Annotated in this window: 21 protein-coding genes; 5 read left to right on the plus strand and 16 right to left on the minus strand. The window is 48.0% G+C overall.

What is annotated here, in order from left to right:
* Positions 1 to 186: 186 nt before the first annotated feature.
* The gene (locus ACO53F_RS02305; RefSeq protein ID WP_485137158.1) at positions 187 to 564 is read left to right on the plus strand and encodes an HIT family protein; all 378 of its coding nucleotides are present in this window, start codon (positions 187 to 189) and stop codon (positions 562 to 564) included.
* 610 nt (positions 565 to 1,174) lie between these two features.
* Here ACO53F_RS02305 and ACO53F_RS02310 read toward each other — a convergent pair.
* Entirely contained in the window at positions 1,175 to 1,732 is a 558-nt protein-coding gene (locus ACO53F_RS02310) for a QueT transporter family protein (RefSeq protein ID WP_485137159.1), read from the minus strand.
* Between the two features lie 192 nt (positions 1,733 to 1,924).
* On the opposite strand from ACO53F_RS02310, the gene ACO53F_RS02315 reads away from it, so the two are divergent.
* From ACO53F_RS02315 to ACO53F_RS02330, 4 genes are all read left to right on the plus strand, one after another.
* Positions 1,925 to 2,416, plus strand: coding sequence for a nucleoside 2-deoxyribosyltransferase (locus ACO53F_RS02315; protein WP_070756186.1), 492 nt, complete (start codon positions 1,925 to 1,927; stop codon positions 2,414 to 2,416).
* A gap of 88 nt (positions 2,417 to 2,504) precedes the next feature.
* Positions 2,505 to 4,136 carry an ABC-F family ATP-binding cassette domain-containing protein gene (locus ACO53F_RS02320; protein ID WP_303886316.1) on the plus strand — a complete coding sequence of 544 codons (1,632 nt, stop codon included), beginning with the start codon at positions 2,505 to 2,507 and terminating at the stop codon, positions 4,134 to 4,136.
* A 191-nt stretch (positions 4,137 to 4,327) separates the two neighbouring features.
* Positions 4,328 to 5,200 (plus strand): helix-turn-helix domain-containing protein, encoded by an 873-nt coding sequence (locus ACO53F_RS02325; protein WP_485137160.1) that lies wholly within the window; start codon positions 4,328 to 4,330, stop codon positions 5,198 to 5,200.
* A gap of 141 nt (positions 5,201 to 5,341) precedes the next feature.
* Complete coding sequence (locus ACO53F_RS02330) at positions 5,342 to 6,523, plus strand: MFS transporter (RefSeq protein ID WP_485137161.1); 1,182 nt, start codon at positions 5,342 to 5,344, stop codon at positions 6,521 to 6,523.
* 126 nt (positions 6,524 to 6,649) lie between these two features.
* On the opposite strand, the gene ACO53F_RS02335 is transcribed toward ACO53F_RS02330, so the two are convergent.
* The 15 genes from ACO53F_RS02335 to rplQ form a co-directional block, all read right to left on the minus strand.
* Positions 6,650 to 8,389 carry a serine hydrolase gene (locus ACO53F_RS02335; protein ID WP_485137162.1) on the minus strand — a complete coding sequence of 580 codons (1,740 nt, stop codon included), beginning with the start codon at positions 8,387 to 8,389 and terminating at the stop codon, positions 6,650 to 6,652.
* Positions 8,386 to 9,078 carry a hypothetical protein gene (locus ACO53F_RS02340; protein ID WP_454922483.1) on the minus strand — a complete coding sequence of 231 codons (693 nt, stop codon included), beginning with the start codon at positions 9,076 to 9,078 and terminating at the stop codon, positions 8,386 to 8,388. The genes ACO53F_RS02335 and ACO53F_RS02340 overlap by 4 nt, the downstream gene beginning before the upstream one ends.
* A gap of 268 nt (positions 9,079 to 9,346) precedes the next feature.
* A complete protein-coding gene (locus ACO53F_RS02345) occupies positions 9,347 to 10,078 on the minus strand; it encodes an amino acid ABC transporter ATP-binding protein (protein ID WP_291428069.1) in 732 nt (243 codons plus the stop codon).
* Positions 10,079 to 10,100: 22 nt separating this feature from the next.
* Entirely contained in the window at positions 10,101 to 11,513 is a 1,413-nt protein-coding gene (locus ACO53F_RS02350; RefSeq protein ID WP_485137163.1) for an amino acid ABC transporter substrate-binding protein/permease, read from the minus strand.
* Positions 11,514 to 11,619: 106 nt separating this feature from the next.
* On the minus strand, positions 11,620 to 12,111 hold the full coding sequence (locus ACO53F_RS02355) for a GNAT family N-acetyltransferase (protein WP_070756178.1): 492 nt from the start codon (positions 12,109 to 12,111) through the stop codon (positions 11,620 to 11,622).
* 153 nt (positions 12,112 to 12,264) lie between these two features.
* Positions 12,265 to 13,179, minus strand: coding sequence for an ABC transporter ATP-binding protein (locus ACO53F_RS02360; RefSeq protein ID WP_485137164.1), 915 nt, complete (start codon positions 13,177 to 13,179; stop codon positions 12,265 to 12,267).
* Positions 13,172 to 14,233: an ABC transporter ATP-binding protein gene (locus ACO53F_RS02365; RefSeq protein WP_070756176.1), complete on the minus strand. Its 1,062-nt coding sequence runs from the start codon at positions 14,231 to 14,233 to the stop codon at positions 13,172 to 13,174. Before ACO53F_RS02365 ends, ACO53F_RS02360 begins: the two co-directional genes overlap by 8 nt.
* A 9-nt stretch (positions 14,234 to 14,242) precedes the next feature.
* The gene (locus ACO53F_RS02370) at positions 14,243 to 15,163 is read right to left on the minus strand and encodes an ABC transporter permease (protein ID WP_485137165.1); all 921 of its coding nucleotides are present in this window, start codon (positions 15,161 to 15,163) and stop codon (positions 14,243 to 14,245) included.
* Entirely contained in the window at positions 15,160 to 16,092 is a 933-nt protein-coding gene (locus ACO53F_RS02375) for an ABC transporter permease (protein ID WP_485137166.1), read from the minus strand. The genes ACO53F_RS02370 and ACO53F_RS02375 overlap by 4 nt, the downstream gene beginning before the upstream one ends.
* A 313-nt stretch (positions 16,093 to 16,405) precedes the next feature.
* Positions 16,406 to 18,019: a peptide ABC transporter substrate-binding protein gene (locus ACO53F_RS02380; RefSeq protein ID WP_485137167.1), complete on the minus strand. Its 1,614-nt coding sequence runs from the start codon at positions 18,017 to 18,019 to the stop codon at positions 16,406 to 16,408.
* 122 nt (positions 18,020 to 18,141) lie between these two features.
* Positions 18,142 to 18,915, minus strand: coding sequence for a tRNA pseudouridine(38-40) synthase TruA (gene truA / locus ACO53F_RS02385; protein ID WP_485137168.1), 774 nt, complete (start codon positions 18,913 to 18,915; stop codon positions 18,142 to 18,144).
* 4 nt (positions 18,916 to 18,919) lie between these two features.
* Complete coding sequence (locus ACO53F_RS02390; RefSeq protein WP_306486765.1) at positions 18,920 to 19,729, minus strand: energy-coupling factor transporter transmembrane component T family protein; 810 nt, start codon at positions 19,727 to 19,729, stop codon at positions 18,920 to 18,922.
* Positions 19,719 to 20,615 (minus strand): energy-coupling factor ABC transporter ATP-binding protein, encoded by an 897-nt coding sequence (locus ACO53F_RS02395; RefSeq protein WP_485137169.1) that lies wholly within the window; start codon positions 20,613 to 20,615, stop codon positions 19,719 to 19,721. The genes ACO53F_RS02390 and ACO53F_RS02395 overlap by 11 nt, the downstream gene beginning before the upstream one ends.
* Positions 20,585 to 21,424 (minus strand): energy-coupling factor ABC transporter ATP-binding protein, encoded by an 840-nt coding sequence (locus tag ACO53F_RS02400; protein WP_485137170.1) that lies wholly within the window; start codon positions 21,422 to 21,424, stop codon positions 20,585 to 20,587. Before ACO53F_RS02400 ends, ACO53F_RS02395 begins: the two co-directional genes overlap by 31 nt.
* Before the next feature lie 290 nt (positions 21,425 to 21,714).
* A complete protein-coding gene (gene rplQ, locus ACO53F_RS02405; protein ID WP_023391459.1) occupies positions 21,715 to 22,095 on the minus strand; it encodes a 50S ribosomal protein L17 in 381 nt (126 codons plus the stop codon).
* Between the last annotated feature and the right edge of the window lie 27 nt (positions 22,096 to 22,122).

Raw genomic sequence — 22,122 nt, forward strand, 5'->3', positions numbered from 1 at the left:
AACACGTTGATTAAAACGCTTTATTGGTATATGCTAGACCTAGAAAGAAAGCTATAATCAAAATTTCAAAATTGTTGATTTAAGGAGAAAGGATGACCAATACACAAAAACGAGCTACCCAAACCAAAGAATATATCAAAGAGGCACTGACTCTACTCTTAATAGAAGATCGATAGGAGAAAAGATATGACCTGCATTTTTTGTCATCAACTCAAAGAAGAAGATATTCTCTACCAGACGGAGCATTTTAAGGTTGTGTGGGACATTGATCCTATCCAAACTGGACACTTGCTTATCATTAGTAAGGACCATTACCAGCAACTTAGTCAGCTTAGCACTGCTGTTCGCTACGAATTATCAGACTTAGAAGTCTTTTTGACTGAAAAGCTCTGTCAAACATTAGCTATCGACGGGGTAACCATAGCTTGCAATGATTGCTTGTTCGACGCTGGCACCCATTTCCATGTCCACCTGATTCCACGCTTGAAAACAGACGGCTTCTGGGACCAGATTTCGCTTGTACAAGTGCAGCTGGACCTGAATGCCTTTCTCAAAGCATTATAACAATCAACCCGACGGTTGCTTTTCATGTGCTCTTACTAAGGATTACTGATTTCCCCATTTTTCCTGATATTAGTCTGGAACATCTGGAATTCCGTTCGCAACAGCAACGAGTTTTTCCATTTCTTCCTTGATTTTCAATGGATTGATTTTTGAGCTGTAAAGTCCTCTGTTACCTTATTATTGAGAAGCTTGAAGATATCACGGTGGGCGAAATTTGTGAAGTTGCAATGATTAGACGTGCAACTTTTTTACAAATATTTCTGTGAAGGGATTTTATCAGGATGAGTTCCTTTTAGTCGTTTTTAGACACTTAACATGCCAGCTAGTGGTCCACTCGACGGAGTAGGCCACTGGCTCACAGCTTTTGCGCCCTTTTAGTCGTTTTTGGGCACTTACCAAGCTAGCTAGTGGACCACTCGGCGGAGTGGGCCATTGGCTCACGGCTTGGCCTCTGTTTTAGTAGATTTTGGGCGCTAGCTTCTTGGCCTTGCTATCACTCCCCTATTTATCTATTACATAGATAAATAGGGGGCAGGGCTGCCAAATTACGTGTTCAAAAGAGCACTATTTACACAAAAAAGACGAGGACAAGTCCTCGTCTTAAAATTAATTAGCGTTCAAGGTCTACACGTTGGCTGACATAGTACATGATGACGGAGCCTAGTGTCAACATAACCAATTCGCTAGTGAAGAGTTGTGTGTAGGCTGCCCAGAAGCCAGCTTCTGCTACGCCTACCACCACCATCTCTAAGGCAATGACAAACATGGATAGGGAGAAGACCAGGGTCAAGACAGCGTAACGTATAATGGTTTGGATCTTAGCGGATGCCCCTTTGGCAAAAAATGCGACAACCAAGTCCCCAATCCAGCGTGCTAACCAGAGGAAGAGTAAGGTCTGCAAGGAGCCTACGATCATGTCAACAGGTCCATATTGATAGGCATTGACGATGAAGACCCCTAAGGTCAAGGCGTAGACATAGCGCTTGTTATAGAGACTAGTGAAGTTAAGCGTCTCTGCCAAGCGGAACTGAACCAAGCCAAAAGAATATGGCAGGGTCAGGAAAGTTAAAACGATATAGAGGCCGGCAACTAAGCCTGCGCGGGTCAGCTCACGGCTGTCCTTCCAGTTGGGCCAGCTTAGCCAACTAGGTTTAAGATGGTTATTCATATAAGTTCCTCCTTTGTAGTCCGGCTCAGGCCGACTAGTACTTACTGCGACCAAAGGATGCTAAGTGTCGCAGGGGGCTGTCCCATCATGACAGCGACCCTATCTAGTCTACCATTTTCTGGTGATTTTGCAATAGCTAATTGACACAATCTCCGTTATAATGAAGGTATCAATGCCCAAGGAGGAGTCATTATGCCCCATCTATACTTTGCCAGCCCCCTCTTCACCGAAATGGAGCGTGCCTTCAACGCCCAAGTGGTTGCTAATCTACGTGCTCAAGTTCCTGACCTAACCGTCTTCCTACCCCAGGAGCAAGAAGCCATTAACGACAAAAATGCCTACGCCGATTCCCAAATGATTGCCCGCTACGATACGGAAGCCGTCCTCAAGAGCGACGTGCTAGTGGCCGTCCTAGATGGTCAGATTATCGACCCAGGCGTAGCCTCTGAAATCGGCATTGCCTACCAAGCTGGCATCCCGGTTGTGGGCCTCTATACCGATGTCCGCCAACAAGGGGGCAGTCACCCTGAAAAACTCAAGGCCTTACAAGACGTAGCCGAGTCTCAATTTAGCTATGTCAATCTCTACACGACTGGCCTCATTAAGCTAAGAGGCGAGATTGTGACGGCTTCTGCTGATTTGCCAGCTGCTGTCCAACGTCAACTGGCTCAAGTTGCCAAATAAATGAGCCAAGCCCGCTAAAATATGGTATGATAGTAGGGTATGCGTCAAGCTGACTTGACCCAACATGAACCAAGGAGGAAACACTTAAATGATCAACGTTTCAAACGTGAGCTTACTCTTTTCAGATCGTAAATTATTCGACGATGTCAACATTACCTTCACCCCTGGCAACTGCTACGGGGTTATTGGGGCCAACGGGGCTGGTAAATCTACCTTCCTGAAAATCTTGGCCGGCGATATCGCACCAACTACCGGGAATGTCTCCATGGATCCCCATGAGCGCCTGGCGGTCCTCAGCCAGAACCACTATGGTTTCGAAGACTTCACCGTTATCGAGACCGTGATGATGGGCCACAAGGAACTCTATGACATTATGAAAGAAAAAGACGCCATCTACGCTAAGGAAGACTTCAGCGATGAAGACGGTGTCCGCGCCGGCGAACTCGAAGCTGCCTTTGCTGAAATGGGCGGTTGGGAAGCTGAAGCCGAAGCTAGCAACATGCTACAAGGCTTAGGTCTTGGCAAGGACCTTCACTACAGCTACATGCGTGAGCTGATTGAAGCCGACAAGATTAAGGTGCTCTTGGCCCAAGCCCTCTTTGGCAAGCCAGACAACTTGCTCTTAGACGAGCCGACCAATGGTCTGGACGCGGCCGCTATCGAATGGCTGAGTGACTTTATCTTGAACTTCCCTAACACCGTTATCGTGGTTTCCCACGACCGTCACTTCTTGAACACGGTCTGCACCCACATGGCCGATGTGGACTTCGGGAAAATCAAGCTCTATGTCGGTAACTACGACTTCTGGCTCCAATCCAGCCAATTGGCTGCTAAGATGGCTGCTGACCAAAACGCTAAGAAGGAAGAGAAGATTAAGGAACTCCAAGCCTTCATCGCCCGCTTCTCAGCTAACGCTTCTAAATCCAAACAAGCAACTTCCCGTAAGAAGATGCTGGATAAGATTACCCTGGATGACATTCAACCATCCTCCCGTCGTTACCCATTCGTAGGCTTCACACCAGAACGCGAAATCGGCAATGACTTACTACGGGTAGAAGGCCTCAGCAAAACCATCGATGGCGAGAAGGTCTTAGACAACATTACCTTCACTCTCCGTCGTGATGACAAGGTGGCCTTCCTCAGCCGTAACGACATCGCCCTCTCTGCATTCTTCGACATTATCATGGGCAAGATGGAAGCCGACAGCGGTAGCTTCGAGTGGGGTGTAACCACTAGCCAAACCTACCTGCCTAAGAACTCTGGCGACGAATTTGACGGCGTGCACTTAAGCATTGTGGACTGGCTCCGTCAATACGCTAGCAAGGAAGAGAGCGACAACACCTTCTTGCGTAGCTTCTTGGGTCGTATGCTCTTCTCTGGTGAAGACGTGATGAAGGAAGTCAATGTCCTGTCTGGGGGCGAAAAGGTTCGCTGTATGTTATCTAAGATGATGTTATCTAAGGCTAACGTCTTGGTATTGGACCAACCAACCAACCACTTAGACTTGGAATCTATTACCGCACTTAACGACGGCCTAATTAAGTTTAAGGGCGCCATCCTCATGGCTTCCCACGACTACGAGGTCCTCAACACCACCTGTAACCGGGTCATCGAGTTGACGCCTAACGGCGCCTTCGACCGGATTGACACCACCTATGAAGAATACTTGGAGAACAAAGACGTGCAACAACGCGTTAATGACTTGTACCAAGGCAAATAAGCAATTTAAAAAGAGGGCTGGCATGATGCTAGCCCTCTTTTAGCGCAAAATTTTAGGCCCGAAATAGGCAAGAAACAGAAAAGAATATCATCTTCAGCTCGTTGAAACCGCACTCTTTTTGGCTTATAATATATTCAAGCAAGTTCTATATATTTTCGTTTACATTAAATCAAAATAAGGTGATAAGAACAATGAAGAAAAATGTTTGCCCTCAGCAACTAGGAACTATCTTTAGAGAACTAAGACTATCAAAAGGAATGACCCTTGAAGAAGCATCTAAAGGGATTGTATCTTTGCCCTTCTTATCGAAGTTTGAGCGTGGTGAACACGAAATTACTTCTAACAAGTTCATACGTTTACTATCTCGCCTCAACATTTCCTACCGAGAGTTCGAATTAATACTAGGGCATTTAGAGGGATATTCTCAGACAGCATTTCTTCAACAATTAAGCACCGCTCTAGTTAATAATGATCTCGCACTACTCAATCAACTATACGATGACCAAAAGTTACTTTTGAAGCAGTATAGTGATAGTCGATTCGAACATAATCTCATTATAATTAGTCAGTACATCAATCTTTTGAACGGCTTATCATTTGAGCCACATAAAATTAAGAAAATCACTGATTATCTTTACCGGGTGGAGGAGTGGGGAGAATATGAGCTCGTTTTATTTGGCAATAGCCTAAATTTTATCCCTATTGATAAAATGTATAACCTGAGTAGAATTGCGATTAATCGCTCGTCTAAGTTCTCTAAATCTCCTAAGCACGTTAATGAACTAAGCATTATCATCGGCAATATCATCCATACGCTCATCGAAAATGAACACTATGACGGCCTGAATAATTTATTTATCCAAGCAGAAAACTTGTTAAGTGGCACGGATTACTTTGCAGAAATTAATCGGATTAATTTTTATAAGGGAATCTACCTAATAGTTCACGGCAACTATGATAAAGGACTCTCTATTTCTCGACAGGCTATTTCCGTTCTTAATCAGATGCGCAGACCGGATTTAGCACGTGAATACAAAGATTTCCTAAATAGATACAGTGATTGATAAAAATCTTAGCGTTTACTTTCTTTTATCATATAGGAAAAAAATGCCGCCTTCTCCTAAGTCCTACCGTATACTATTTAATGCAAACTAAAAGGATACTCAATCCCATTAGCACTAATTTTTAGATACTGGAGGCGCCTCATGAATCATAATTTCAAGAAGCTATGGGCAGGCCGACTGTTAAGTAATTTTGGCGATAGTATATACTCACTAACTGTATCATGGTATCTCATACAAGCCACTCATGAGATTTTCTGGGTGGGGGTATTAAATGCCCTCATATACTTACCTACACTCTTCGAATTCCTAGTTGGACATATTGTTGACCGCCATAAGAAAAAGACCCTTCTTATCGTATTAGAAATCGGGCAAGCCTTTGGCTCTTTGTTACTCTTTTTATTGTTACTACTTAATATAGACTTTCCTCTATTATTATGTATTTCTGCCTTTCTATGCAGCTTATTTGGGATGAATACCTATACGACGCAAGACGCATTTTTACCACTCCTGGTTGCTAAAGAAGATATGGATAAGTCTCAATCATACATGATAATGGCTTATCAAATGTCTGATTACTTATTTAATGGTTTGATTGGTTTTGCTCTCAAAGTTATCCATCCTTTATTCCTAATAGCCACCTCTGTTGCCTCCTTTGTAGGATCTGCAAGTATTTTTAACACTATTGCTATTGATGAAGAAATCCCAAAAGTAGATTCTGAATCAAAAATCGATTGGCTAGAAGGTTTTAAGTTACTTAAAAAATATCAGATGCCTCTCTGGCTTATGCTTGGAGAGACAATTGCAAATATCATGTTTTCTGGTTTATCTATTTACATAGTGCAGCTTGCAGAAGAATGGAATGACCCTGTTTTCTTAGGTTTTTTCGGGGTCTGCACTTCCATAGGAGTCGTAATCGGTAGTGCTTTAATCACCACAAAAGCATTGGACTCCTATTCGCGTTCAACCAAGATGATTTTAGGCTCGTTATTCTATGGCATTTTTATGTTCTTAGCAAGTCTCCTAACAAGAAATCCTATCGCACTACTCTTTATGGTAGGCTTATCTTCTGTCTTCCTAGGATTTAACTACACCGTCCATAATCCATTAATTTTAGAGTTTGTTCCTGAACAATTCTTGGGACGAGTCTTGTCGGCAAAAAGTACTATAGCAGTGGGCATTATGCCACTAGCTTCTCTAGCGTGGGGGACTTTAGCAAGCTATATTCCTACTCATGCCTTTTTCATGATTTTTGGCTTATCCTATATGCTTATTTCATTGATTTATTTACTTGTTTTCCCACATCTTAAGTCACAAATACTCTAAAGTCTTCCCAAAATAGGATTCAGCACATTGACCTAAGAGAAAAATGTAATTGCGCCAGCCCTCTACTCTTACCCACAAAGAAAAGTCCCAATATATCATATATGATATATTGGGACTTTTTCATTTCTAACGATAGAAGCCTTGCTCTGGGTCATAAGGGTGCCAGAGGTCGGAACGAATCTGGTTGAAGGCCTCGTAAACCCGTTGGGACAGGCGGCCTACTTGGTCGAAGCGCGCATCATAGTCACTCCAGGAGTTGGTGTAGACGGCAATGGAATAGCTGCCGTACTGGGTCACGAAGGTGGCCACGTCATTTTGCTCTGGAGCACCTAGACCTGACTTGTTCCAGGAATCTGTCTCATAGAGATAGGTCCGCAGGAAGGAATGGCTGTTGAGTCGCAACTTGTCAATCAACATGGAATCCCATGGCTCGCCGTTGAGTTCATGGTTGGCTAGTTTGGCGAAGAGCCGCGCCGCATTATCTGGGGTGGTCTGGAAACGGCCATTATCATTCTGGTAGTATTTACCTTCCAGATAGGTATCTAACATGCCCAACTCATGGGCGTGCTGGGTCACGATGCCCCCGCCACCCACGGCTTCAATCAGCATATTAGCCGCCGTGTTATCACTATAGATGGCCACATAATCGACGAGCTCGTCTAGGCTGTAGACGGTCCCTGCCGGTGTCTCATTGATATGGCCGGCACCCGGCACAATATTAGAACCTTCCATGGCCATGGTCTGGCTTGGCTGGAGCTTGCCTTCTTTGTACTGGCGGTACAACTCGGTCAAGACATAGATTTTCTGCGTGCTGGCTGGGAAGAAGATTTGATTATCCACATCCACTTGGGCCATGGTCTCATTATCGACGAAGGAAGCCCCCGCCATAATACCCATGCTGTCAATTTCCTCGCGCATGATTTGCCGGACGGTGTCAATGAGCTTACGCTCACTATAGTTAGTTAAGACATAGTCTTGATAGGTCAAATCCTGACGAATCCAGCCCAAGTCTTGGTAGCCGATGGCCACATGGAGCCAGGTCTGGTTATCGACCACAGCTTCCTCGGTCACTTCCATAGGAATGTCCGCATACTTGTTGGTATTGGCTAGAAAGTAGGAGTTAGGCTGGCCTGGGAAGTTGGACAGTAAGAGTCCATCCCGGCCGCGGTTGAGAATGGAATAACGAATGGACTGGCGGTCCACGTAATACATCGATTCACTCTTAGCCTTAAGGTAGACAAAGCGGGCTTGATAACTCGGCACGAAGGACTGGATAAAGGTCGCCTCATCAGCCCGTAGTCGAGCCGTTTCCTTGTCGATGGTTGCCTGCTGATCTAGGCGGCCATCCTTATAGTAGGTCCACTCACTACCAGGTTGGCCAAACCAACCCGTATAAGGACGGCCATGGCGATAGAGGTATTCCTCCTGCTGCTGGCCCCAATACCAGGCGAAGCCATTGGCATCCGTATCGGTCACCTGACGAATCCGCCGGGCGAAGGAAGTCTCGGTACGCTTATCTAATTCTTGCTTAGTAAAATACTGGGCGCTAGGTGCTTGGTTCTCTGGTTGAATGTCGACCTGACGCAGGTCCTCAACCAGTACCTCCCGCTGGGGATCCAGGTCCACCGTATAGGTATCCACCCAGTTGGCCGCCCGCGCCAAGTGCGAGCGCTCAGTCGATTGCTTCATTTGCGGCATAAGCCAGAGGAAAAAGGCTGCTGCCACTAGCACCAGACCTGCCACCAGGCCTAGGGCTAATAAATAGTAATGCTTATAGGAGCCAGGCGTCTGCTCTGTCCGCGTCTTCTTAGGCGCTTTCTGGCCCTTATGATCGGAACGGTACTGAGCCCGTGTTGGTTGACTCAAGCTGGCTGCCCCCCTTCTTGATTAGCCGGCGCAATCACAAAACGGAAGCGCGGCAGGAAGTGTTGGAAGAGGGCCTCGGTGTAGGCTAAAGTCGGCATCATGGCTTGGAAGTCCGGATAGGAGAAGCGTTCCCGTAGGGCAATCTCATCCGCCCCTTGGTTGACGGCACTGGACACGATATAGGCGTCATAGTCTAGTTCAGTCAGGCCACCCCCTTGGTCAGCATACCACTGGCCGGCCACTAGGCGGAAGATATAGTCTTCCTCTAGACTTTCCCGAAGGGCATCTTGATCGATATCAGGGTCTTCCTCGGTCATTTCCTTGAGTTGGCTATAGACAGTCGTTGCCATATCTTCAGCATCTAGAACATATTGAGCCGTTTCCGCAATATAAGAGGCTAGGAAAGGCAGGATATGTTGGTAGAAGCGGGTCTGGATTTGACTTTGGCGGAAGAGGTCCATGGCATAGTGCTTGAGGTCGGTCAGGTTACTAACCCCTTGCAAGCCCAACGCTGCCACCTGCTGGTCCGTCAGGTTGGCCTCTGCTTGATCTAGCTCAGGATAGGCTTGCTTAGCGACTTGATGGATAAAGACGCGGGCCACCTCTTCCCAAGAAGGTAAATGGATATCAAAGTAATAGTCTGGCACCTGCAAGGCAGTGATTGGCAGGTAATGACTGACTTGGTTCATGGCTAAGTCTCCTCTGTTCTGAATTCACTTTACCATTGTGGCAAATTTTCCCGGATTTAGCAAGGATTTTTGACTAAAAAGGCCGGTCAATCGCCTCATTAAGGGACTAAGGGCAGGACTTGTTTGGTTCCTAGGCCTGCTAGCCCCACAATTTGTTTCTAACTGAGCACGTAATTATGCTGACTCAGACCCTATTTATCTATGTAATAGATAAATAGGGTAAGCAAAAACCTAGCCATGCATGGCTAGGTTTAACTGGTTAGCTTAATTAATGAAGCACCTTATTCAGGAAGCTTTGGGTCCGTTCATGGCTTGGATGGCTGAAGAGTTCTTCAGGCACATTTTCTTCGACGATGAAGCCACCATCCATGAAGATGACGCGGTCGGCCACTTCACGAGCGAAGCCCATTTCGTGTGTGACCACAATCATAGTCATGCCGTCTTCGGCTAATTTCTTCATAACATCTAGGACATCGCCGACCATCTCAGGGTCCAGGGCGGAAGTTGGCTCATCGAAGAGCAGGACATCTGGTTGCATAGCCAGGGCTCGGGCGATAGCCACCCGTTGCTTTTGACCCCCGGATAGGGAGTTAGGCGCTACATGGGCCTTGTCGGCCAAGCCAACTGACTCTAAGAGATAGAGGGCCAGGGACTCGGCTTCAACCTTGGATAGGCCTTTGAGCTCCATAGGCGCTAGGGTGATATTGTCCAAGACACTTAAGTGTGGGAAGAGGTTGAAGTGTTGGAAGACCATGCCAATATTCTGGCGAATCTTGTTGATGTCTTCCTTAGGATCTGTAATATCCACCCCATCCACGAAGACCTTGCCCCCGTTAATTTCTTCCATACGGTTAAGGCAACGTAGCATGGTAGATTTACCGGAACCGGAAGGGCCAATGACACAGACTACTTCCCCCGGTTGAATGGTTAAGTCGATAGACTTAAGCACCACATTATCGCCGTACTGTTTCTTAAGTCCGCGAACCAGGACTTTTGGCATTTCTTGGCTGAGTTCTGTCATCTTACTTCCCTCCTTCTAAACGTTTGGATAGGCGTGTTAAGGCTGTGATCACGATCAAGTACATGAGACCAACAATCAACCACATGGAGCCGGATTGGTAGGTACGCGCGATAATGACGCTCCCGGTTTGGGTCAATTCGACTAAACCGATAACCGACAGAATCGAAGTATCCTTGAGGGTAATGACGAATTGGTTGATGAAGGATGGAATCATGAGCTTAATGGCTTGAGGCAGGATAATCTTCTGCATAGTCTTACCATAGGAGAGGCCCAGACTACGGCTGGCTTCCATCTGGCCCTTGTCAATGGCTTGAATCCCCCCGCGGACAATCTCCGCTACATAGGCCGCGGCGTTCAAGCTAAGCGTCATGATCCCTGCTGTCGCAGAACTGAAGCGCACGCCGGTCATTTGCGGAATCCCGAAGTAGATGAAGAAGGATAGGACAATCAATGGCACCCCACGCATGAGGTCGACATAGACTGCGGCAATCCCACTCAACCAGGGGTTGGCCTGGACTCGCAAGAGCCCTAGGATAATCCCTAAGATAAGAGCGAGGGCCACTGAGATGAAGGCAATCCACAAAGTGGTACCTAAACCTGACAAGAGGGCTGGCCCATTCTCAGCCACTTGACCCAAGAAGGAGTTTTGAGCGCTAGCTTCCGCATCCTCCCCAATATACTTATCTAAAATACTTTGATACTTATCAGAAGATTTGAGGTTGGCCAAGCCACGGTTGAAGGCTGCCAAGAGCTCAGCATTCTTGCCTTTTTTAACCGCAAAGCCGGTTTGGCTGGTCTCTAATTTTTCGCCGATGAGCTTGAGGCGGAGGTTACCATTCTTAATGGCATAGGCAATGACGGGCGCATCTTCAATGGTCGCGTCACTGTTACCTGTTAAGACATCTTCATACATATTAGCCGAATCCTTGAAGGTCACCACAGTGAACTTGTAGTCGTCCTTCAACTTGTTGGCCAAGTCGGCGCCGGCGGTCCCGGTTTTAACTGCGATTTTCTTGCCGCGCAAGCCCTCTAGATCCGAAATCTTGCTGTCAGCGGCTACCGCGAATTGGAGACCGGACTCATAGTAGTTATCCGAGAAGTCGAAGCTGGCCTTGCGGGCATCGGTAATGGTCATGCCGGCAATGGCGCCATCTACTTGGTCACTCTCCAAGGCTTGAACAGCCGCAGCAAAGCCCAGGGGCTTGATTTCATAGGTGAAGCCTTCTGCTTCCGCAATGGCTGCTAGTAAGTCCATATCAATCCCCACATAATTACCTGAGGAGTCTTGGAATTCGAAGGGCGCAAAGGTTGTATCCGTCGCAATCACATAATGTTCAGCGGCCTTGACACTTGGTACTTGTAGGCCTAAGAAGACCACCAAGACCAGCATAAGCCTTTTAATCATATCTTTCATAAACTGGTTCACTCCTTTTATATACTCCAACAGTATAGAGGACGGTCCCAGACATTGCAAGGAAGAGGTAACAAGTTATGTTAGATAATCTAACATAAGGTGCCCCTTAAAGGTCTTTCTGGAACCAGGCCACATCCTGCCAAGCATCAAACTTATAACCCACCTTCTCGAATAAGGCTACTTGGTGATAGCCCTGCTTGAGGTGGAACTCCACGCTACCCTCACCAGGATAGGCCACACAGGCGGTCACCCGCCGAATGCCCTGCTGGCGCAAGGCTTCTTCTAGGGCCGCATAGAGCTTGGCCCCGATGCCCTGACCCCGGACCGAGCGTTTGAGATAGACAGAGACTTCGGCCACATACTGGTAGGCTGCTCTGGGATGGAAGGCCGAGCCATAGGCATAGCCTACTACTTCTCCCTCCAATTCCGCCACCAAGTAGGGATAGTGGGCCAGGGTCTGCTTAATCCGCTGACGAAAATCTGACACAGAGGGCACTTCATACTCGAAGGAAATCACCGTCCGCTCCACATAAGGCCGGTAAATGGCTCTCAGGCTTGGGGCATCTTGTGGGTTGGCGGACCGAATAACGATTGACATGGCGGACATCCTCTCTGCACTCTCTGGCTAAAGTTCCTTCTATTGTGCCATCCAGGCCTCTTAAATGCAAGCCAGGTGGCCTCATCTTACACAATAGTAACCTGGCTGTAACCAAAAAAGGCTGAGATTTCAATCTCAGCCTTAAAAGCTAGCTTAGCGGGCTTGCATCCAGCGTTGAAATTGCTCATCGCTGGCATAGACATAGTGACCCTCTGCTACTTGATGTTGACTTAGGGGTGCATCGGTTTCCTCATGTTGATAAGGCTGACGCACACGAGTGCTCTCACTAATTGGGTCCGGTTGAGGGACCGCTGATAGGAGGGAGCGGGTATAAGGGTGGACAGGTGAATGATAGAGATCGTGGGCTGGGCCTACTTCAACGATTTTACCTGCGTACATCACCGCAATGCGGTCACTAATGTACTTGACCATGGACAGGTCGTGGGCGATGAAGAGATAGGTCAGGCCACGTTCCTTCTGTAGGCGTTTGAGCAGGTTAACCACCTGAGCTTGAATGGATACGTCCAAGGCCGAAATGGGCTCATCGGCAATGATGAAACGCGGCTTGAGCGCCAAGGCACGGGCAATTCCTAGCCGTTGGCGTTGGCCCCCTGAGAACTCATGGGCATAACGGTTAGCATGCTCGCGGTTGAGACCAACTGCTTCCAGTAATTCAGCAATGCGGTCTGCCCGCTCCTGCTTATTGCGATAGAGGCCATGAATATCGAAACCTTCGGCAATAATTTCCCCGGCGGTCATCCGCGGGTTGAGGGAAGCATAAGGATCTTGGAAGATCATTTGCACGTCGCGAGCGAAGGCTTGACGTTGAGCCTGAGACTTAAGGTCTGATACTGGCTTACCGTCGAAGATGATTTGACCATCGGTGATGTCATAGAGACCGATAATGGAACGACCTGTCGTCGACTTACCACAACCTGACTCCCCAACCAAGCCTAGGGTTTCCCCTTCATAGACATCGAAGCTAATGCCGTCAACGGCCTTAATAGGCGCTGACTTCTTGCCAAAGTGTTGGACTAGGTTTTGAACTTCTAATAACTTCTTAGGCATGTGGCACCTCTTCTCTACGCGCTTGATAAGATTCAATCCGGTGGCGAATGACCTCAGGTAGTTCTACCTTAGGCGCCTCAGGATGGAGTAGCCATGTTTTGGCATAGTGGCCAGGACTCACCTCATAAAAAGGTGGCTCTGCCTTGTAATCAATTGCCAGGGCGTAAGGGTTACGTGGCGCAAAAGCGTCACCAACTGGTGGATTAATCAAGTTAGGTGGCGCACCTGGAATGGTATAGAGCTCCTCGCTATCTTCACTATCCAAGTCTGGCATAGAGCCCAATAGGCCCCAAGTATAAGGATGTTTAGGATTGTAGAAAATGTCATGAGAAGAGCCGTACTCGACGATTTGGCCGGCATACATCACCGCCACACGGTCGGCCACATTGGCTACTACACCCAAGTCGTGGGTGATAAAGATAATGGCATTGCCGTTCTTCTCTTGAATTTTCTTCATGAGTTCCAGGATTTGCGCCTGGATAGTCACGTCTAAGGCCGTGGTTGGTTCATCCGCAATCAAGATCTTAGGCTCAGCGGCCAAGGCAATGGCGATGACCACCCGTTGCCGCATCCCACCTGAAAACTCGTGAGGATACTGCTTAAAGCGACGTTCTGGATCTGGAATCCCTACTTCTGCTAGGAGCTCAATGGCCCTTTGCTTAGCAGCTTCCTTGCTGACTCCTTTCTTGTGGGTCAGAATCACTTCCATGATTTGCTTACCTACTCGCATGGTAGGGTTAAGGGCCGTCATAGGGTCTTGGAAAATCATGGCGATTTCATTACCGCGGATACTTTCCATTTCCCGTTCAGATAATTTGAGCAGGTCCTTGCCCTCGAAGAGGATTTGGCCATCTTCATAACGACCAGCAGGCTGCGGAATAAGGCGCATCAAGGCATTAGAGGTTACACTCTTACCTGAGCCAGACTCCCCTACAATCGCCAGGGTCTCACCCTTGGCCAAGGTGAAGTCTACACCCCGTACTGCCTGTACTAGGCCGGCATAAGTCTTGAAATTAATGCGGAGATTCTTTACTTCTAACAATGGTTCAGTCATGAGATCTCCCTACTTTCTTAATTTTGGATCCAAGGCATCCCGCAAGCCATCGCCAATGGTATTGAAGGCGAAGATGGTAATGGAGATGAGCAAGGCTGGGAAGACAAGACGCCATGGCGCTGTTGCCAAGGCTTCGTTCCCTTCGGAGGCCATGGTCCCCCAGCTGGCCATAGGTTGGGTAACCCCCAAACCAAGATAGCTTAGGAAGGACTCGGTAAAGATTGCCCCTGGAATTGATAAGGTCATGGTGACGATAATGCCACCCAAGGCATTTGGAATCAAGTGGCGACGGATTAGGTGCCAAGTGCTAGCCCCCAAAGTCCGAGAAGCTAAGACATACTCCTGGTTCTTAATAGATAGCACTTCCCCCCGCACAATCCGGGCCATACGTACCCAACCAGTCAAGGATAGGGCTACAATCATCGGTAACAAGCCCTTGTCTAGGACCACCATGACCAGAACCACGACCAAGAGATAAGGTAGCGCGGTTAAGACGTCGGCAATCCGCATCATGACATCGTCCACACGTCCCCCAAGGACGCCGGCTGTCGCGCCCCAGAGGACGCCGATTACGAGGTCAATGACCGCTGCGATTAAGCCGATAAAGAGGGAGATACGGGCACCTACCCAGACGCGGACGAAGACATCCCGTCCCAGGTTATCAGTACCGAAGAGATAGGTAGCATTAGGGGCCGTATTGTAGGACCCTGTTTGATCACTAAAGCTAATCGGCCAGAAGATCGGCACGAAAATGGCCAAGAGAGCAATGACTACCAGCAAGGCCACACTGAAGAGGGCCAGCTTGTTGCGGGCAAAGGTATGAAAGACTTGGCCCCAGAAAGAGGTCGTCTTCTGACTTAAGATGTCAGTCTGGCCCTCTTTGATCCCGACCAATTCAAAATCTTGGGCTGTATATTCTACTTGGCTCACGCTGACTCGCCTCCTTCTAACTTAATGCGTGGATCAATCCACATATAGACAATATCCACCACTAAGACTGCAAATAAGAGCAGGATGGAATAAAAGACTGTGGTCCCCATAATGACGGTGTAGTCACGGTTGGTAATGGACTTAACGAACTGGCCACCCAAACCTGGAATGGCGAAGATGTTTTCGACAATGAAGGAACCTGTGACAACCCCAGCCAAGAGTGGCCCTAAGTAGGACACAACTGGCAAGAGGGCATTCCGCAAGGTATGCTTGAAGACAATCTTCCACTTGCTGAGACCTTTGGCCTTAGCTAACTTGACATACTCGGAGGTGTTCTGTTCCAACATACTAGAACGTGTTAATTTGGCAATATTCCCCATGAAACCTAAGCCAAGGGCAAAGGATGGCAGAATAGTATAGCTAAAGCCTTTCCAACCAGACACTGGGAACCAGCCCAAATGAACGGCGAAGAGGTATTGGATGAGGCCTGCCAAGATAAAGGAAGGCACAGAAATCCCTAGCACCGCCACCACAGTCGCAGCATAGTCGCGCACCTTGTTATGGTAGGTGGCAGAAATAACCCCTAAAGTCGTCCCCAAACCTACGGCGATGACCAAAGCTTGCATCCCTAGGGCTAAGGATACTGGGAAACTAGAAAAGATGATATCGTTGGTTGAACGGCCCCGGTACTTCATGGAATAACCGAAGTCGAACTTAAGAATGCCCACTAGGTAATCTCTGAACTGGATATACCATGGGTTGCTCAGGCCATATTGCTTGTTGAGCTGGGCTTGAATGTTAGCCGGCAAGGCCTTCTCGCTAGCAAATGGGTTCCCTGGTGCAATTCGCATCAGGAAGAAGGTCAAAGTGATAATACAGAATAAGGCAATGACCATATAAATTAGGCGCTTGAAGATGTATTTGCGCATGTCTACTCCTCCTCTAATAATTTAAGGGCGGGGGATCAGTATAAACCCGACCTCTTATTTGCTACTTCTATTCTCTCATTAAAATCACGGCTTAAGGTTTGATTTACTAAGCGTGAGGATGACTTTCTGTCGGCTTTTTTGCCCCTATTGCTGACAAAGCATCACCCGAAAGATTAAAAACACATGAATTAATTTTAATGTTTAATTCACCATTTGTCAATGTTTTTTCCGACAATACGCGCTTTCTGGGCATAAAAAAGCTCCCCTCGCTAAGCAAGGGGAGCCCTGGGCATATGGCCTAATTCATAGACTCTTATTCTACTTCTAAGTATTTCAAGTCAATCTTACCAAGTGGCGAAGTTGCTAAGCCCTTGATGTTGTCTTTCTTAACACTTACATGAGTGTAGTCATAGATTGGAATAACTGGCATTTCGTCCATTAAGACTTTTTCAGCCTTCTTCAGAATTTCTAAACGTTTGTTAGCGTCTGTTTCTTTGGCTGCTTCTTCTAGGTACTTAGCGTAGTCTGCATTTTCCCAACCAGTGTAGTTGTTACCCGCATCAGCGCTACGGTATTGATCTAAGAAGGTTAAGGCATCGTTGAAGTCACCAGACCAACCTAAACGCGCCACTTGGAAGTCACCGGTCTTGAGACGATCTAAGTAAACTTGGAACTCAGAGTTGTCCAGTTCTACCTTGATTCCTAAGTTCTTAGACCAACCTTCTTGGATGTATTGAGCGATAGCTGCGTGAGCTTCATTGGTGTTCATAGAAATCTTAACGGTCAATTCACTTGGGTCCTTGAGACCTAATTCTTGTAAACCTTTAGCCAAGTATTCTTTGGCGCCTTCATAGTCGGCATCCTTGAAGTAGTTAGCGTCTGCTTCGAAGCCAGTAACTGAAGCTGGCACAATCCCCTTGGCAGGTTTTTGTTCAGCCTTGGTAATGTTAGTTACCAAACCTTGACGGTCAATTGCTAAAGCCAAAGCCTTACGGATATTGACATTAGACATTACAGAGTCCTTGGTGTTGATTTTGTAGACGTAGATAGCAGATTGAGGCTCTACATTGAGAATCCCTTGTTTCTTGAAGCCTTCAAAAGAATCTAAAGACAAGGTCCCGAATGGTGCGCTGACGAAGTCAATCTCACCAGATTGGAACATCTTAGTAACCGTTGCATCAGACTCCACGATTTGCGCGTTAACGCGGTCAACCTTGACATTGTCCTTATCCCAGTATTGGTCATTCTTCTCTAAGGCAATATCTGAGTTGTGGTTCCATTCAGCTAACTTGAAGGCCCCGTTAGTGACATACTTGTCGCTTAAGTCGTCAGCCCAGTCAGCGTTAGCTTCTACCACCTTCTTGTTAACAGGTGCAAATGCATAAAAAGAAGTTAAGCTTAAGAAGTAGGCAGTTGGGTTGACCAACTTAACTTCTAAGGTAGTGTCGTCGATTGCTTTGACCCCAACTTGGTCTGCGCTACCTTTGCCCTCGTTGTAGGCTTGCGCCCCTTCGATAACGAAGAAGAGCCCTGCATAGTCAGCTCCTGTTTCAGGGTTGATGACACGTTTCCAGGCATATTCAAAGTCACCTGCAGTAACAGGGTCGCCGTTAGACCATTTAGCGTCTGAACGTAATTTGAAAGTATAGGTCTTGCCATCTTCGCTGACTTGCCAAGATTCGGCCACACCAGGCACTTGGCTCTTGAAGTCTTGCGATTCACGGGTCAAACCTTCGAAGACGTTATGGATGATGTTCCCGCTTGGCGCATCAGACGCTTTGGCTGGGTCGATGCTTGCCATTTCTGAAGACACAACGGTGTTGACTTCTTTACCTTGAGCGTGTGCCGGCAAAGGTGTTGGTAAGCTTGCAGCCAAAGCTAAAAAGGCAGCGCCGGCTAACAAGGATTTCTTGAGTACTTGTTTCATAAGTATCCTCCTTAGTAAAATTAAAATCACATGAGTTAATTTTAAGGGAACTCTGAATAAATGTCAATGCTTTTTTAATAGCAAAGCAAAAGCCCCCTTGCTAGGCAAGAGAGCTTGATCAATTAGTTGTTAAATGGCGATGGCTCATAGAACACCTGATGGAGATAAAGACCCTGTGGTGGCGCCGTTGGACCTGCTTCCTTGCGGTTCTGAACCTGGATTAAACGCTCAAGTTCATTGACAGGACGCAGCCCATCCCCGATTTGCAGGCTAGTCCCGACCAGAATCCGGATCATATTATAGAGGAAACCTGTCCCCTGGAACTGGAAGACTAGTTCCTGTTGGTCCTTATCTTGCCAGACTCGGGCCAGATGAACGGTCCGCACCTTGTCTTCCTTATCTGTCTTGGTCGAACAGAAGCTAGTGAAGTCGTGGGTTCCCACCACTGCCTCCAAGGCTTGATTGATTCGATCTAAGTCATAACGATAAGGATGGTGGAGACTGTAGAGACGTTTGAAGGGATTGGCATAGGCACCTATATCCACCCGATAACGATACTCCTTACCGATGGCATGGTAGCGGGCATGGAAATCATCGGCCACCCGAGCCACTGCCACTACCTTAATCGCCGGGTCCAAGAGGGCATTGAGCGCTCTTTGCATGGCTTGTTGAGGCATAGGGGCAGGATAATCAAAATGTACTACCTGGCCCAAGGCATGGACACCCGAATCAGTCCGGCCTGACGCCACTGTGGGAATGGTCACGCCTTCTGGGCACTTGGCCATTTTGATTAGAGCCGCGTCTAGATTGGCCTGAATAGAAGGTCCATTGGCTTGAACTTGATAACCGACGAAGCGACTCCCGTCATAAGCGAGTTGAATGGCATAACGTGGCATGGCCTCACCCCACTGGCCAGAAACGGCTAGCTAACAAGGCTAAGGTCAGGACTAGCAAGGCCCAACGCACTTGTCGATCAGCTGGGCTGTAGGCCAACTGGCGATACTTGGTACGGCCTTCTGCTCCGCGATAGCCCCGCGCTTCCATGGCGGTTGCCATTTCTTCGGCCCGGTTGAAGGCAGAGATGAAAAGGGGCACCAAAATCGGCACGACAGCCTTCATTCTCTGCATGAGGCTACCTTGATCGAACTCTACCCCACGCGAGCGCTGGGCGTTCATGATTTTCTGGGCTTCATCCATGAGGGTTGGCACATAGCGCAAGGCAATAGCCAGCATGAGGGCCAACTCATGGGCTGGAAAACCAAAGCGAGCCAGGGGCCGCAAGAGATGTTCAATCCCATCCGTTAGCTCCAGTGGAGCCGTCGTTAAGGTTAAGATAGTGGACATCATGATAATGAGGACCAGACGCATGAAGATAAAGGCCCCGCTCTCCAAACCACCGGTCGAGAGGACAAAAGGTCCCCACTGCCAGAAGACATGGCCCCCATTAGTGAAGAGAATCTGGAAGACCACGGTGAAGAGAATCAGCCAAATCATGGGCTTGACACCATTGATAAAGAACTTAAAGGAAAGACCGGTCAACTTAATAGCCAAGAGGGTAAAAAGTGCCAAAATGGCATAACCCAACCAGGAATCGGCTAGGAAGACCACAAATATAAAGTAGAAAGAAGCTAGCAACTTGGTCCGCGGATCTAAGCGATGAATCCAGGAGTCCATATTGATATAGCGTCCCAGTAACATTTTATCCAACATGGCCGATTCCCTCCTTAGCTGGAAGATGGGCCATGAGCAAGTCAGCTAAGGCTTCAACGGTCAGGGGCGCCTGGTCAATGGCCAGGGCTTGGTCTCCTAAGCGCTCCTGTAATTTCTCCAGAAACTGCATGGAGCGTGGCACATCTAAGCGCCGTTGGCGTAGCCAATCCGTCTGGCTGAAGACTTGTTCAGGCGTCCCCGTCTTAACCACCGTGCCCCCTTCCATGACAATGACATGGTCGGCATAGCGGGCAACGTCATCCATTTGGTGACTGATTAAGACCAGGGTCAACTTATCCTCTTTTTGGAGGCGCATGAACATGTCCAGCATTTGGGCTTGTCCCAGTGGGTCTAAGCCGGCAGTCGGCTCGTCTAGGACTAGCACTTGCGGTTCTAGGGCCAGAACGCCGGCAATGGCCACCCGTCGCATTTGACCGCCACTGAGGTCGAAAGGTGAGCGCTCATAGAGGTCCGAACTGATGCCGACTAGGGCTAGTTTCTCCTTAGCAATGGCGAGCGCTTCCTCTTCCGAGACACCAAAATTCAAAGGTCCAAACATGACATCCTTGAGGACTGTCTCTTCAAAGAGCTGGGCCTCCGGGAATTGGAAGACGACCCCAACTTGCTTACGCAAGGGCTTGAGGGAAGGTAACTTAGCCGTAGATGTAACCAAGACATCCCCTAGGCGTACAGACCCCTTGGTTGGCTTAATTAAAACATTAAGGTGTTGAATCAAGGTCGACTTACCTGAACCCGTATGGCCGATGACGGCAGTCACTTGGTGGGCTGGAATGGTTAAATTAACGTCGAAGAGGGCCGCTACCTCAAAAGGCGTATTGGCATTGTAATGGTAACTTACTTGGTCGAATACAATGGTGTGATCCATGTCAATAAGGCCTCCTCATCGAGATAGTTATCCGGCACATCCAGTCCGCGGGCAGCTAGGGCGTCCTTGAGTTTCTGTGAAAAAGGCACATCCAGACCCTGTCCCACTAATTGCTCCCCCATTAGGAAGATCTCTTCTGGTTTCTTGTCTTGGACTAGGCGCCCGCCCTGCATCATGAGGATACGGTCAGCCAAGCTGGCTTCGTCCAAGTCATGGGTAATGGAAATAACCGTCAGGTTGAAGCGTTCCTTAATCTTACGGATGGCTGCAATCACTTCTTGGCGACCGTTAGGGTCCAACATAGAAGTCGCTTCATCCAAGATAATAATGTCAGGCCGCAAGGCCAAGATGCTAGCCAGGGCTACCCGTTGCTTCTGGCCCCCTGATAGACGGGCAGGTTCCTTGCCCTTAAATTCTGACATCCGAACCTCAGCCAGCGCCTCTTCAATCCGGCTAATCATCTCCTGACGTGGCACTCCATTATTCTCCAAGCCAAAGGCCACATCATCTTCTACCGTCGAACCAACAAATTGGTTGTCTGGGTTCTGGAAGACCATGCCAACTGAGCGACGAGCCTCCCAAACGGTCTCTTCGTCAATGGTTAAATCCTTAATGCTTACCTGGCCTGCAGCAGGCACGAGGAGGCCATTCATAATTTTGGCTAGGGTCGACTTGCCTGAGCCGTTTGGCCCAATAATGGCCACCCATTCGCCTTCCTTGATTTCTAGGGAGACATCGGTCAGGGAATTGACCTCGCTACCATAGTAACGAAAATCGATATGCGATAGTTTTACAACGCTTGCTGCCATGTCTGTTTCATCCTCTCTGCCTCTGGGGCCTCCTTGCTACTTTCATAGCTAAAGCCAGTTTCCTGCCTAGCCTTAGCTATGAAAGCAACTCACCCCCTTACTCTACCACCTGGGGGCGTCACTTTCAAGAATTTGAGTATAAGTCCAAAAAAAAATCACTTTTACGATGATAGCTAGCGATTGGGGAAGCGGGAGGCTCCCCCAATCGTGCTATAGAGCTAGACCCTGTAGTTGGTTAGCAAGGCTACAGAATCGTCACACTCCTCATCATAAAGCGAATTCTCACTCTATTATACTAATTCGATGATTGCCATTGGGGCGCCATCACCACGACGTGGGCCGGTCTTCAAGACACGGGTGTAGCCACCTTGGCGGTCAGCGTAGCGCTCAGCGTACTCACCGAACAAACGAGTCAAGACACGTTCAACAACGACTTGATCCCCTTCAACGGTTGCGCTAGCAATCTCGTTACGCAAGAATGCTGCAGCACGACGGCGTGATGCTAAGTCACCTTTTTTACCTAAGGTAATCATTTGATCAACGAATTTACGTACTTCTTTGGCACGAGTTTCTGTGGTTTCGATACGGCCGTATACGATCACATCAGTAGTTAAGTCACGCAATAATGCGTTACGTTGTGCGCTCTTACGTCCTAATTTGCGGTATGCCATTATTCAGTTTCCTCCTTTGCTTTGAAT

Source organism: Abiotrophia sp., from assembly GCF_057275535.1.

Excerpts from the sequence above, each read along its gene's own strand:
- rplQ (WP_023391459.1), bottom strand. The coding sequence starts at position 22,095 with ATGGCATACCGCAAATTAGGACGTAAGAGCGCACAACGTAACGCATTA.
- ACO53F_RS02325 (WP_485137160.1), top strand. The coding sequence starts at position 4,328 with ATGAAGAAAAATGTTTGCCCTCAGCAACTAGGAACTATCTTTAGAGAA.
- ACO53F_RS02355 (WP_070756178.1), bottom strand. The coding sequence starts at position 12,111 with ATGTCAATCGTTATTCGGTCCGCCAACCCACAAGATGCCCCAAGCCTG.
- ACO53F_RS02365 (WP_070756176.1), bottom strand. The coding sequence starts at position 14,233 with ATGACTGAACCATTGTTAGAAGTAAAGAATCTCCGCATTAATTTCAAG.
- ACO53F_RS02315 (WP_070756186.1), top strand. The coding sequence starts at position 1,925 with ATGCCCCATCTATACTTTGCCAGCCCCCTCTTCACCGAAATGGAGCGT.
- ACO53F_RS02330 (WP_485137161.1), top strand. The coding sequence starts at position 5,342 with ATGAATCATAATTTCAAGAAGCTATGGGCAGGCCGACTGTTAAGTAAT.
- ACO53F_RS02305 (WP_485137158.1), top strand. The coding sequence starts at position 187 with ATGACCTGCATTTTTTGTCATCAACTCAAAGAAGAAGATATTCTCTAC.
- ACO53F_RS02345 (WP_291428069.1), bottom strand. The coding sequence starts at position 10,078 with ATGCCAAAAGTCCTGGTTCGCGGACTTAAGAAACAGTACGGCGATAAT.
- ACO53F_RS02350 (WP_485137163.1), bottom strand. The coding sequence starts at position 11,513 with ATGAAAGATATGATTAAAAGGCTTATGCTGGTCTTGGTGGTCTTCTTA.
- ACO53F_RS02310 (WP_485137159.1), bottom strand. The coding sequence starts at position 1,732 with ATGAATAACCATCTTAAACCTAGTTGGCTAAGCTGGCCCAACTGGAAG.
- ACO53F_RS02395 (WP_485137169.1), bottom strand. The coding sequence starts at position 20,615 with ATGGATCACACCATTGTATTCGACCAAGTAAGTTACCATTACAATGCC.
- ACO53F_RS02320 (WP_303886316.1), top strand. The coding sequence starts at position 2,505 with ATGATCAACGTTTCAAACGTGAGCTTACTCTTTTCAGATCGTAAATTA.
- ACO53F_RS02340 (WP_454922483.1), bottom strand. The coding sequence starts at position 9,078 with ATGAACCAAGTCAGTCATTACCTGCCAATCACTGCCTTGCAGGTGCCA.
- ACO53F_RS02390 (WP_306486765.1), bottom strand. The coding sequence starts at position 19,729 with ATGTTGGATAAAATGTTACTGGGACGCTATATCAATATGGACTCCTGG.
- ACO53F_RS02400 (WP_485137170.1), bottom strand. The coding sequence starts at position 21,424 with ATGGCAGCAAGCGTTGTAAAACTATCGCATATCGATTTTCGTTACTAT.
- ACO53F_RS02360 (WP_485137164.1), bottom strand. The coding sequence starts at position 13,179 with ATGCCTAAGAAGTTATTAGAAGTTCAAAACCTAGTCCAACACTTTGGC.
- truA (WP_485137168.1), bottom strand. The coding sequence starts at position 18,915 with ATGCCACGTTATGCCATTCAACTCGCTTATGACGGGAGTCGCTTCGTC.
- ACO53F_RS02375 (WP_485137166.1), bottom strand. The coding sequence starts at position 16,092 with ATGCGCAAATACATCTTCAAGCGCCTAATTTATATGGTCATTGCCTTA.
- ACO53F_RS02380 (WP_485137167.1), bottom strand. The coding sequence starts at position 18,019 with ATGAAACAAGTACTCAAGAAATCCTTGTTAGCCGGCGCTGCCTTTTTA.